The organism is Hydrotalea sp. AMD, assembly GCF_004100315.1.
Taxonomy (GTDB): Bacteria; Bacteroidota; Bacteroidia; order Chitinophagales; family Chitinophagaceae; genus Hydrotalea; species Hydrotalea flava.
Map to the genome: position 1 here is coordinate 156,012 of NZ_SCKY01000004.1, position 13,698 is coordinate 169,709.

At 36.8% G+C, this 13,698-nt stretch carries 9 protein-coding genes; 6 read left to right on the forward strand and 3 right to left on the reverse strand.

What is annotated here, in order from left to right; translation table 11 throughout:
- The first annotated feature begins 103 nt into the window (after positions 1–103).
- Positions 104–976 (forward strand): transglutaminase family protein, encoded by an 873-nt coding sequence (locus tag EO766_RS03715; RefSeq protein ID WP_074417745.1) that lies wholly within the window; start codon positions 104–106, stop codon positions 974–976.
- 212 nt (positions 977–1,188) lie between these two features.
- Complete coding sequence (locus EO766_RS03720) at positions 1,189–1,686, forward strand: methylated-DNA--[protein]-cysteine S-methyltransferase (protein ID WP_074417744.1); 498 nt, start codon at positions 1,189–1,191, stop codon at positions 1,684–1,686.
- A 5-nt stretch (positions 1,687–1,691) separates the two neighbouring features.
- Here the strand turns inward: EO766_RS03720 and EO766_RS03725 are convergent, their stop codons facing one another.
- The 3 genes from EO766_RS03725 to recG form a co-directional block, all read right to left on the reverse strand.
- Positions 1,692–2,735 carry a PorP/SprF family type IX secretion system membrane protein gene (locus EO766_RS03725; protein WP_081300457.1) on the reverse strand — a complete coding sequence of 348 codons (1,044 nt, stop codon included), beginning with the start codon at positions 2,733–2,735 and terminating at the stop codon, positions 1,692–1,694.
- A gap of 4 nt (positions 2,736–2,739) precedes the next feature.
- Entirely contained in the window at positions 2,740–6,429 is a 3,690-nt protein-coding gene (locus tag EO766_RS03730) for a DUF7948 domain-containing protein (protein ID WP_074421042.1), read from the reverse strand.
- A 106-nt stretch (positions 6,430–6,535) separates the two neighbouring features.
- Positions 6,536–8,647 carry an ATP-dependent DNA helicase RecG gene (recG, locus tag EO766_RS03735; protein ID WP_074417742.1) on the reverse strand — a complete coding sequence of 704 codons (2,112 nt, stop codon included), beginning with the start codon at positions 8,645–8,647 and terminating at the stop codon, positions 6,536–6,538.
- A 129-nt stretch (positions 8,648–8,776) separates the two neighbouring features.
- Here recG and EO766_RS03740 point away from each other — a divergent pair, with 129 nt between their 5' ends.
- The 4 genes from EO766_RS03740 to EO766_RS03755 all read left to right on the forward strand — a co-directional run bounded on the left by EO766_RS03740 (position 8,777) and on the right by EO766_RS03755 (position 13,643).
- Positions 8,777–10,390, forward strand: a complete 1,614-nt coding sequence (locus EO766_RS03740) for an amidase (RefSeq protein ID WP_074417741.1) — start codon at positions 8,777–8,779, stop codon at positions 10,388–10,390.
- 169 nt (positions 10,391–10,559) lie between these two features.
- Entirely contained in the window at positions 10,560–11,852 is a 1,293-nt protein-coding gene (locus EO766_RS03745) for an MgtC/SapB family protein (protein ID WP_074421045.1), read from the forward strand.
- A gap of 79 nt (positions 11,853–11,931) precedes the next feature.
- Complete coding sequence (trpS, locus tag EO766_RS03750; RefSeq protein ID WP_074417740.1) at positions 11,932–12,927, forward strand: tryptophan--tRNA ligase; 996 nt, start codon at positions 11,932–11,934, stop codon at positions 12,925–12,927.
- 80 nt (positions 12,928–13,007) lie between these two features.
- Entirely contained in the window at positions 13,008–13,643 is a 636-nt protein-coding gene (locus EO766_RS03755) for a deoxynucleoside kinase (RefSeq protein ID WP_068241453.1), read from the forward strand.
- Positions 13,644–13,698 lie beyond the last annotated feature (55 nt).

Sequence of the window (13,698 nt, forward strand, 5' to 3'; positions counted from 1 at the left end):
CACAACAATAGAATAACTTCTGCTTAAAAAAACAAAAAAAGAGCTTAGTTTGGTATTGTAATTAAAACATACTGCCATTCAAACAACTACTACGATAGCCTATATGCAACAAACGAAAGAAATAAATGCTTTGTTTTCGCTGATAGACGACCCGGACGAAGAAGTATATCATACCATTGCTGAAAGAATTGTTTCTTTTGGAAAAGGTATTATTCCCAATTTGGAAAATCTGTGGGAGAATACTCCCAATACGGAAGTGCAGGAGAAAATTGAAATGCTGATTCACCAATTGCATTACAAAGACTTAACAAACGATTTTATTGAATGGAATAAAAATCCTTATCACGATATATTATTGGGTGCATTATTAGTGGCAAAATTTCAATATCCCGATTTACACACAACTCCGGTATTACAGGATATAGAAAAAATAAGAAGAAATGTATGGCTGGAACTGAATAGTTATTTAACCCCGCTGGAACAAGCCAATGTATTATCGAGCATTATTTATAACTATTATAATTTAAAGGGCATAGAAATTAGCTATAACCACCCCGATGATTTTTTTCTGCATAAAGTAATAGAAACCAAAAAAGGCAATACCATTACCAACAGTATTATTTATCAGGTATTGTGTAACCTTTTAGAAATTAATGCCCGAATTATTAATATTCCAAGGCAAATGGTCATTGCTTATTTTCATTCAGATTATGACGCAACCACCTATAAAGGCCACCCACAGGAAAAAATTCATTTTTATGTAGACAGTATTAGCGGGCAAGCCTATTCACATGCAGATATTGAAACTTATTTCAAAAAAATTTCAGTACCACCGGTTGCTTCCTACTTTAAACCAATGCCGAACCAACGTATTATTCAAATTTTATTGCAGGAAGTTGCCAAATGCTTTACCCTTCCTTCTAACCAATACAAACAAGATGAATTATTGGCATTAGCAGCCTTATTAGATGATTAAATCATTTTTATTATATAAAATAGTTTGTATATTCCAAAATGATTCATTTTCTATTTTTTAAAATAAGGATTTAAAATTTCACCTACCTAATCCAATACCACTTTGCAATTGAAGCAGCATAGAAGACGAATAAAATTCTAATTGTGAAAATGAAAGCAGCTCATTTCGTAATTTTACTACATATCCATTGTTAGCAATGATTACCACACATCATGAATGAAAATTACTATACATATTACGAAAGTCCGATAGGCTTAATAAAAATAGGGGGCACAGAACAATACATTACCGAATTAAGTTTTATTGATAATAGCCAGCAAATTGCACATGGCATTCCGGGCATCAGTGATTTATTGCATCAATGCACGGAAGAATTAATTGAATTTTTTCAGGGAAGAAGAAAAATTTTTGATTTGCCGGTTTACCAGGAAGGTACTCCCTTTCAGGAAAAAGTGTGGAATGAACTTTTGGCCATCCCATTTGGTAAAACCATCAGCTATATGGATTTGGCAAAAAGAATGGGTGATCCGAAATGCATACGGGCAGCAGCAACTACCAATGGGAGAAATAAAATTGCAATTATTGTTCCATGCCACAGAGTAATTGGCAGCGACAAAAATTTAACGGGTTATTCGGGTGGTTTGTGGAGAAAAAAATGGTTGTTACAGCATGAATTCAAAATTGTACATGGTATTCAAACCCTTTTTTAATGCTACTAAAAACGAACAGCCTTTGGGCATTTTAATTTTTTGGTATTATCATTCCCTCCATAAATACCTGTTTTAACCAAAGAAATTTCATAAGCCCCCTGCGAACCATTATAACCACTTAATGAAGATGTAGTAGCATCATAATTAAACGTAACTTTTATATTACTTACCTGATACCCAATCATGGGGATAGCAGCATCGCCCAAACGATAGTACATTCCCAGAATTAACTGACTGTTTCCATCACCACTTAAATTTCTATTGGCATTCATACCTATTACCGTTTCAGTTACATTACCCATTTTGCTGAAGTACATATTGGGATTGAGTATCCACAAATTTTGAATTTTAATATTCCCATTCATAAAAAAATTGTAACGCGGATCAACGGTATTGTTACTTACTGAAGGAGCAAAAAAACTTTCTTTTGGCCGATTGAAATGTTGAATACTTACACCCAGATTTAAATAAATATTATCAGTTGCAAAATAGGCATAATTAATCCCAGCATTTAGATCCATATAATACACAGATGTATAATAAAATGGCTCGTTAGATGGGATAGCAACATCAAAAAATTTACCATTCCATTGATCATTAAAAGTTAGTTTACTGGCATCTACCCGTTTATTTACACCACCTACACCAAAACCTATACTTAATAACCCATCATAACCCAATACCTGGTGGTAAGCCAAAGATGCATACCCTTTGGTAGAAGTGAGTGAGCCATCTCCGGCAGCATCGGTTAACAACACACCGCCTATACCCACCCACCCATTTTCAAAACGATTGTTAAACAGCTGGGCATCGCCCCACATGCTCATGGTTTTATAAGGGTTGCCAATATTGGCCCATTGGTCCCTGTAATTAATACCGAACCTGTAATCTGATTCAGGATTAAAACCGGTATTTGCCGGATTTATCAATAATGGCGCATTAAAGTATTGGGAAAAGTGTAAATCCTGAGCATACAACTGATGCACTGCTAATACATGTAACATTAGCAGTATTAACAACATTTTATATACAATTTTTATACTACTCATTTCATTACTTTAATAAGGTAATATCGCCCGTTTTTGTATATTTTTTTCCATCTGATGTTTCAATCAACAATACATAATGATACACATCCTGTGGCTGAATTACGCCGTTATATGTACCATCCCACCCCCCCGACTTTGTGAAACCCTGATAAACCAGTTTACCCCATCTGTTATAAATATTCCATTTCATTTTGGTAATGCCATATCCTTGCACATAAATAATATCATTAATACCATCACCATTTGGCGAAAATGCTTTGGGCACATCAAACAAGGGCGCAATTAATGCCTGAACCGGCAGGCATTTTTCATCAACACATCCCGATTTGTTGATAGTTTGCAGACAAGCTGTATAATTTTTGGTTGAATCGTATATATGACTAACGGGGGTGGCTATACTGGTGGTAATGGTTGAATCTCCATCTCCAAACAACCATTTATAACTCAAAGCAGGCTGCGACAGATTAGTAAATTGAATGGGCGTATTAGTAACCGGAGGCTGCGGTGCCACACTAAAGTCAGCAATTGATTTTATTTTCATTTGCACTATTTGAGTGGTAGTGTCTGATTTATTGCAGGTATTTGGATCATTTGCAATTAGGGTAATGGTATAACTGCCTGTATCATTGTATTGATGGGTAGGACTAATGGCTGTTGAGCTGCTACCATCTCCAAAACTCCAAATAAAATTGGTTCCACCAGTTGATGTATTGTTGAATATGGCAGTATAAGGAACACAACCAATAGCCGGTGTTTGAAATGCTGCTTTTACATTGGCAGCAATTCTAATTTGTAAAACAGTGCTATCATTTTGATTACAGTAGCCGGTATCTTGCAGTATTAAACTAACATTATAAATACCCTCTGATGGAAATGTGTGTGTTTGCGGTTGTGTGCCGGTTACAACAGAGGTACCATCGCCAAATTTTAAAATAAATGATTGGCCGTTAAATGGCTTATTGGGAGGTGAAGTAGAAGTATTGTTGAATTGAAAAGTTAATGATTCGCAACCACCAATTTTAGCCGCATTTAAACCCAAAGTAGCCGCATCATTCCGAACACGAATGGTAACATAAGATGTATCACTAACATTACAACTATTCGGATCGGTAGATACCAGCATTACTTTATAAAAACCAATATTTTGAAATACATGCGATGTTTTTGGAGTAGTAGTTGTTACCTGAGTAGAGCCATCATTAAAATCCCACATATAAGTTTTTCCCTGAGCTACTGTATCTGCAAAATCAACATTTAAAGGCACACAACCCGATGTATCGCGGGGAATACCATTGGCTGCAGCCTGCAGGCCTGAAGAAATGCCTGCTAAATTAAAAGCAATTTTAAGTGCCATCATATTGCAATCGGGGCCATTATTAGTTGTAGAAAATACATAGGGTGGGCTGCCGGTTAAAACAGGATTGGCGGGTGGGCCTTGTTTACAAGAACAGATGGTTTGATAAATAATACCATTTTTATCGAAACGGCTGGTGCCACCATCCACATGATCGCCTAATGCACCATTCTGTCCAAAATAGCTGCCAAACAATTGGCTTTGTGCATTTTTTTCTAATACAAAGAAATAAAAATCGGCACCATCTGTAGTGTTTTGCAGATAATTGGGAGTTGACATATTTCTAACCCCACTATTCAAATAACCGTCATCAATATCAATACCACCACCCCAGCCTGATACATATACATTTTCACAACGATCCACCAGAAAAGCTGTTGGGGAGATATTGGGCTGCGGACTGCCGGGTGCTCCAAATGTTGCTGAATAAACAAAATCTGATAAGTCGGGTTTTAATTTGCAAATAAATTGTTTACCATCTGTTTGCCCCTGTGCTTGATTAAAAGGAGAATTAACTACCTGCCATTTGCCATTTGTAGTTCCCATAATATAGGGAAAGCCCAACTTATCGAATTGCACTCCAAATAACATGTCTGCTCCATTCGTGCCAAAATAACTGCTATTGATTAATTTAGAACCATCATTACTGATGACTGCTACAAAACCATCGCAAATACCACCCTGATATGTTGAAAATTTTACATTTGCACCAATACCGGGAAAATTCGTACTGGCAGTTCCACCGGCAACATAAATGTTATTGTTGGTAGGATTGATGGATAACACAAAGGCGGCATCGTTATCATTCCCTCCTAAATATGAACTGAATAAAACCGAACTTAAGTCCGGAGTAGCTTTTATTATTACTGCGTCCTGAAAAAAGCTACTGCCATTGGCACCTCCATTGCTTTTTTGGAAAGCATTTGCAGAAACGGGAAAATCCGTTGACTGTGTACAACCTGCTAAATAAATATTTCCTGCTCCATCAATAATCACTTCGCTTCTGGCATCATCGCCATAATTTAAGCGGGTAGATTGATAACCGGATGTACCTGTATATTTTCCCCGAATATTTACACCATCATCGGCACTACCACCGATAACCAGTGAGCCCACAATGCCGGTACCTGTAGCATTTAGCTTTGTGATAAAAATATCAAATCCTCCACCCGTTCCAACTTTATTGGTAGAGGGGAAATTGGCAGAACTGGTCCTTCCGGCAATAATTAAATTGCCTGCATTATCAGTTATTAAACTATGGGGTTGTTCATTGCCATTACCACCCAAATAGGTGGCATATACTCTGTTTCTGCCGGTTGGATCTAACTTCATAATTGCTACATCATAAGGAGAAAGTTTCCCCTCTCTTACCCCACCCTGAAAAGACGTTTGAAATGCGCCATTGCTCACAGGAAAAGATTGGTTATCACCTGCAAATACAATACCGCCGGCATAAAAATTTCCCGAATTATCGTAAGTGGCAGTATAGCCCCAGTTTTCAGCAGTACTGCCGGAAAAACTGGAAAAAACAAATTGTGGATCAATAACCAGTGTTGCAGCAGGATCTGTTTTTTCAACATTAAACTTTACAATACTACCCTTTATGTTGTAGGTACAAGGCACTATTTGCTTGCCCGATAAATTAACAGCATAACTATAGGGTTTAGCCTCTTTTAAATTTTGTACAGAAGTTTGAATAATGAGTTCACCGTTTTTTTGCTTCAGTCCATTTACTCCATCATAATATAACGCGATTGTATTTACGTTACCACCTGGATTTACAATGATATCATATTTTAAAGTGCCGTTGGTGGTGTAATAACGAACATCAATATTTGGATATATATTTTTGCAGGTAATGGCCTGATAAACTTTACAATTTTGCCCCCATTTAGTGGGGTCATTCCCAATTAAATAATTGTTGGCAGTTGCCAACGGTTTATCAGGAATAATTTCAGGATTGGGATTGGCATTTAAAAACTTTACCTGATATACATGCAATCTGAGTACTTTTTTCCCATTGCCGGCATCGGCTTCAGGGGGTGCGATGGCTGTAGTAGTTTGTCCATTTGCATTTACCTGTTGAATGTATTTAATGGAAGGTCTCGAAAATTGTTGATGGGGAGATAAAGTAGCATAATCTTCAGGACTATATAGTAACATTCTGAAACCACCATCTTTTTGAATGGAAAAAGCTCCGATGGTAAGGTTTCCTCTGTAGGCTATATCATTATTCCACTGACCTTTATTCTCAACAAATTGCAAATTAGACTGCGCTTTACTTTGCTGCAGCAAACCCATTATACAGAAAGCAAAAAGAAAGTACCTTATCCCACTCATACATAATAAGTTTTACTGCCAGAAAAATACATCAACAGAAAGCAATAGTAAGTTACAAAATCCCTACCATATTGTTAAATAACAGGTTGCATTTATAAATGTTTAATCAGGATATTTTACTCCATCCAGTTTTACCCTTTGATGATTGCAAAAACAAACGCAGACAGCTATTTTCCTGGGATTGTAATTCCATATCTTTTTCTACCAATTGTTCTGCCTCCATTCTGGCCACTTCTAACATTTGTCTATCATTCACAATACTGGCTAGTTTAAAATTTACTGCCCCGCTTTGTCGGGTACCTTCAATTTCACCAGGACCTCTTAATTCCAAATCTTTTTCAGCAATCACAAATCCATTATTGGTGGCACACATTATCTTGATACGTTCTTTGGCCTCAGCGCTTATTTTACTACCTGTTAAAAGGATGCAAAAACTTTGTTCGCTACCCCTTCCTACCCTGCCGCGCAATTGGTGTAACTGCGATAAACCAAATTTTTCAGAACTTTCAATCACCATTACAGAAGCATTGGGCACATTTACACCCACTTCAATAACAGTGGTACTCACCATAATTTGCGTTTCGCCTTTTACAAAGCGTTGCATATTCAATTCTTTCTGTTCAACCGGTTGTTTGCCATGCACCATACTAATGCTGAACCTGGGTTCGGGGAAAAAACTTTTAACCTGCTCGAAGCCCTGCATTAAATCTTCATAACTTAGTTTTTCACTTTCTTCAATTAATGGATAAATAAAATAAGCCTGCCTGCCTTTTTCAATTTCAGATTTTACAAAATCCATCACACTGGCACGGGCATGTTCAACACGGTGAACGGTTTTAACGGGTTGCCTGCCGGGTGGTAATTCATCCATTACACTATAATCCAAATCTCCATAGGCTGTCATTGCAAGGGTTCGCGGAATGGGTGTTGCCGTCATTACCAGCACATGCGGTGGGATGGCAGCTTTTTTCCAAAGTTTGGCACGTTGTTCTACACCAAACCGATGTTGTTCATCTATAATCACCAAACCTAAATTTTTAAACTGCACTATATCTTCAATAATGGCGTGGGTTCCTACAATAAAATGGATGGAATCATCCAACAACCCTTTTAAAATTCTTTTTCGTTCTGCGGTTTTAGTACTTCCGGTTAAAAGTGCAATTTCAAACGGCATTTCTTTTAATAAATTACACAATCCTTCAAAATGCTGTTGGGCCAATATTTCAGTTGGCGCCATCATACAACTTTGAAAACCATTATCTGCTGCCAATAGCATGGCTAATAAAGCAACAATGGTTTTACCGCTTCCTACATCGCCTTGCAACAAACGATTCATTTGATGGCCTTTGGCCGTATCTGATCTAATTTCTTTCAATACCCTTTTTTGTGCATTGGTTAATTGAAAAGGCAAATACCTGTTGTAGAAAGTATTAAAATAATCGCCAACTTTTTCAAACAAAACTCCCCTGCTGGCGTTTTGTCTTCTTAGTTTTACTATATGCAAGCGTACCTGTGCAATAAAAAGCTCTTCAAATTTTAAACGGCGCAATGCAGCTTCATAAGCTTCCGGATTGGCAGGAAAATGAATGGCCTGATAGGCTTCAAAACGAGGCACTAATTTTAATCGATTACAAATTTCAGGTGGTATATTTTCGGATATGCAACCAGATGGAAGAATGGAAAATAATTGCTGGGTTAAGTGTGCTATCTGCCGACCACTTAATCCCCTTGCTTTTAATTTTTCAGTTGCCGGATAAACCGGTTCTAAATAATTTTTTGCAGTAATATTTTGTGGCTGTTTCAACTCTATTTCAGGATGAACGAGTTGGGGTTTGCCATTAAAAAAACTCACTTTCCCAAATACAAGATACGTTGCGCCAATTTGCACATTTTTTTGAATCCAGGTAATACCCTGAAACCAGGTAAGTTCAAGCAGTGCACCGGATTGGTCTGATAACTGACCTACCATTCGCCTGGCACGTTTTTCACCAATTACCTCCAATGCAATTAATTTTCCGGCCACCTGAATATATTCAGTATTGAACTGAATGGATGAAATAGGACTAATAACAGTTTTATCAATATGTCGGTAAGGAAAATGGTTTAATAAATCTTCATACACAAAAATGCTTAATTCTTTTTTAAGCAAATCGGCTCTGAGAGGCCCCACGCCTTTTAAATATTCAATAGGAGTTTGTAATATGTTTGTTGTTTGCACGTTAGTTACCACAATTTATTCAACACAAATAACAAAAGTAAATACTAAGGTCGTTCATTTAATATGAATAGCATGCAGTAATCATAAAATACTTTACTTTTAAATTCAAATGCACAAAAACAAACTACAATGGATAGAAGGATTTTTATTAAAAATGGTTCATTAGCAGGATTGGCCATTACTGCTATTGCAACAGAAGCGGCCGTTGCAAATATAAACAATTATACAGCAGCAGATTTTCCTTTAATGGAAACAACTATTGATGCTGTTCAACAAAACATGCAGGAAGGTAAATTAACTGCACGTCAGTTAACTGAAATGTATTTAAAAAGAATAAAAGCCATTGACCAATCCGGGCCGGCCATCAATGCTGTAATTGAGGTGAACCCCGATGCCCTTGCCATTGCAGAAGCATTGGATAAAGAAAGAAAAGCAGGTAAGATTAGAGGCCTCTTGCATGGTATACCTGTTTTAATTAAAGACAATATTAATACCGGTGATAAAATGATGACGACAGCCGGATCATTGGCATTAGAAGGGAATATTGCCGATAAAGATGCATTTGTAATTACACAATTACGAAAGGCGGGTGCCGTTATTTTAGGTAAAACCAATTTAAGCGAATGGGCCAACTGGCGTTCAACCCGATCTACAAGTGGCTGGAGCAGCCGTGGCGGACAAACCAAAAATCCCAACATGCTAGACAGAGGACCTTGTGGCTCCAGCGCAGGTTCCGGAGCTGCTGTTTCTGCTAATTTATGTGTAGTAGCAGTGGGAACTGAAACAGATGGTTCAGTCATTGCGCCTTCTTCTTTCAATGGTATTGTAGGCATTAAACCCACTGTTGGTTTAGTGAGCCGTAGTGGCATTATACCTATTTCTGCAACGCAGGATACCGCAGGCCCAATGGCCAGAACTGTGAAAGATGCTGCAATTTTACTGAGTGCCATGACAGGAATAGATGAGGCTGATGCAGTTACCTTAAACAGCAAAGGAAAAGTACCGGCAGATTATACTCAGTTTTTAGATGCTTCTGCATTGAAGGGAAAAAGAATCGGCATTGAAAAATCTTTTTTAAAAGGCCATGAGGGTGTTGTGGCATTGTATAAAGCAGCCATTGAAACCTTACAGCAACAAGGCGCTACCGTTGTAGAGGTTGAATTGCTGAAATTAACCAACCCTTTAGGCGAAGCCGAAAATATAGTTTTACAATACGAATTTAAAGATGGCGTAAATCGCTATTTGGCAAGCGCCAAAGGCAAAGTTCATTCCTTAAAAGAATTAATTGCATTTAATAATGCAAATGCTGCCACCGTTATGCCCTATTTTAAACAGGAATTATTAGAACAAAGTGAAGCAAGGGGAACATTGCAGGATGCCGCTTATCAGGAAGCGCATGCAAAGTCAACTTCTGCAAGAGCAATCATTGATAACCTGATGAAAACAGAACGCTTAGATGCCATTGCCGGTACCAGTATTGGCCCCGCCTGTTGTATAGACCTAATTAATGGGGATTATGATACCGGATTTTATTTCTGCCCACCTGCAGCCATGGCCGGTTATCCACATATTTCTGTTCCAGTTGGTACTTTGCAGCATCTGCCGGTTGGTTTTTCTTTTATTGCCGGAGCTTTTGAGGAGCCCAAATTATTAAGCATAGCCTATGCTTTTGAACAAGCTACTCAAAAAAGAGTTGTACCGAAGTTTATACCCAACTTTATTCCAACAGCACCTTTGGTTTAATATACCTTGCATACTTCCATACTTTTTAACAACGCCTCGCCAACAATGAGGCTTTGTTATGCTTTTATTTTATAACCACCGTATGCTTTTTAAAACAAAAATTACTTTTCTGTTTTTTCATTATCTTAACCCATCAAAATTTGCCTTACTAATTTTTCATATACCCCTTATGTTTCAATCACTGTTGCATTACGTTCCAAATGATTTACAAATGTTTATACTGGTAGTGGTATTTGCATTCATCATTGGTTTAGAACAGCGGCGGTACCACATCAATGAACCATTTGAAAATTTATTTGGTACCGACAGAACATTTACACTATTAGGCATTCTGGGTTACATTTTGTATATAATTGATAAGCAGCAATTATATACATTCATTATTGGGGCTTGCTTTAATATGCTCTTACTGGGTATTTATTATTTTCAAAAAATTAGTACAGAAAAGAAGTTTGGATTAACCACTATTCTGATTGCATTAATTACTTACACACTGGCGCCTCTTGTTTATACGCAACCACTCTGGCTAACATTTAGCATTGTAATTCTAACTTTAGTAATTACAGAAGCTAAAAAAAGTTTGTTTGCTTTTTCAAAATTATTTGATGAAGATGAATTTATTGTTTTAGCTAAATTTTTAGTTTTAACAGGTGTTATACTTCCTTTATTACCCGCACAGCCTATTTCAGTATCTATTGCAGTTTCTCCTTATCAAATCTGGCTGGCTGTTGTAGTCATATCCAGTATTTCTTATGCCAGCTATTTGGTTAAAAAATTTATATTCCCCAACGCAGGAATTATCATCACCGCAATATTAGGCGGCTTGTATAGCAGCACCGCCACAACCGTTATTCTGGCCAGAAAAAACAGGGAAAACCCCGATGACAGTACTATTTTACCAGGTATATTATTAGCAACGCTCATGATGTACATCAGGTTATTTATAATTGCCTATATTTTTAACAGCACCATTGCATTTGCACTATTACCTTATTTTTTATTTTTTATATTGGTAACATCTATCATCATTGCAGGATTGTTATGGTTACATCGGGAACAGAAAGTAAATAAAACGACTACCTTTCTAACCACCAAGGGCAATCCATTAGAATTTAAAACAGCATTGGTTTTCGCTGCATTATTCATGCTGTTTTCGCTTTTAACCAGCTTTGTATTTCGTGTGTTTGGCAATAGTGGGTTAAATGTTTTGGCATTGGTTGTAGGTGTAACAGATATTGACCCCTTTATTTTAAATCTGTTTCAGGGCAGAATGGTGATAAGTGAAGGCGTGATTGTATTAGCGGTTTTAAATGCTATTGTCAGCAATAATATTTTAAAAATGTTGTATACCATTGTATTGGGTGCGCCACTTCTTCGAAAAAAAATATGGATAAGTTTTGGTATTCTAATTGTATCTGGTATCGGTATTTCTTTATGGTTATTTCTGACTAAAGGCACTTAATACATAAAAATTGCTATTGCTTAGAAAAAAAACGAAGGCAGGAATGTACAAACAGGTTACTTAAATTATCTTCGCCGCTATGAAAAAAGAAACAGTGTTAAGCGGTATACGCCCCACCGGATACTTGCATTTGGGCAACTATTTTGGTGCCATGCGTAATTATGTAAAAATGCAGGATACCTATAATTGTTATTTTTTTGTAGCCAACTGGCATAGCCTAACTACCCATCCCGATACGAAAGCCCTTCAGGAAAGTGTGTACAGAGTAATTGCAGAAAATGTAGCCTGTGGATTAGACCCCGAAAAAGTAGCATTGTATGTACAAAGTGATGTGCCTGAAATTGCAGAGCTCTATTTGTACCTGAACATGTTGGCTTATAAAGGTGAATTGGAAAAAACAACTACTTTTAAAGATAAAGCCAAACTGCAACCCGATAATATCAATGCAGGGTTATTAACCTATCCTGTTTTAATGGCTGCAGATATATTGATACACAGAGCTGTTAAAGTGCCTGTTGGCAAAGATCAGGAACAACATTTAGAGATGGCCCGCAATTTTGCCGAACGTTTTAATTTCAGGTATGGCCATATTTTTCCTGAACCCCATGCTTTTAATTTTGGTGATAACCTGATTAAAATAATGAGCTTAGATGGAAATGGGAAAATGAGTAAAAGCGAAAACCAAATGGCCACCATTTTTTTAGCAGATGAAGATGACATTATTCGCAAAAAAATCATGAAGGCGAAAACAGACAGCGGACCTACTGTTCCCAATTCATTGAAGCCTGACTATATTAAAAATTTATTTACCTTGATGAAAATAGTCAGTAAAGCAGAAGTGTATGATACATTTAATGAAGATTATAAACAATGCAACATACGCTATGGCGATTTTAAAAAGCAACTGGCTGAAGATATGGTAGCCTTTATACAACCTATCAGAGAAAAAGCAGCAGCTATACAAAATGATAAAATTCTTTTACACCAAATCATGAAACAAGGGGCTGAAAAGGCCAGGGAAAGTGCCCATGCCACACTTCAGGAAGTAAGAAAAGCAATTAGAATGATTTATTAAAAACAAGCACTACTTGCTAATTATTTATTACATTCACCGATAAACAGCAATCCATTTCTAATTAAAATATTTTACTATAAATGGCTAAAATAAAAAAACCAAAACATATTGCAGTAGCCGGCAATATTGGTGCAGGAAAAACAACACTTACTGAAATGCTGAGCAAGCATTACAAATGGATTCCGCAATTTGAAGACGTGGACCACAATCCTTATTTGATGGATTTTTATGAAGATATGCCACGCTGGAGCTTTAACCTGCAAATTTATTTTTTAAACAGCCGCCTGAATCAGTTATTAGATATTCAAAGAGGTACCGAAACCGTAATTCAGGACAGAACCATTTATGAAGATGCTACTATTTTTGCACCCAATTTGCACGATATGGGTTTAATGCCTAAAAGAGATTTTGAAAATTATTATACTTTTTTTCAAACCCTCAAAAGCATGATTCAACCACCCGATCTGCTCATTTATTTAAAAGCATCAGTGCCTACCTTAGTAGCTCAAATTCAAAAAAGAGGCCGGGAATATGAAGACAATATTCGCTTAGATTATTTGAAAAAACTAAACGATTATTATAAACAATTTGCCGATAATTATAAAGAAGGTCCTATTTTAATTGTTGACTGCGATAAAAATAAATTTGCTGAAAACGAAGAACATTTGGGTGAAATTATCAGCAAAATAGATGCTACATTATTTGGATTATTTTAAATCAATTGTAAATAATTATCCTACACAAAAAATCCCGCAGAAACAACGGGATTTT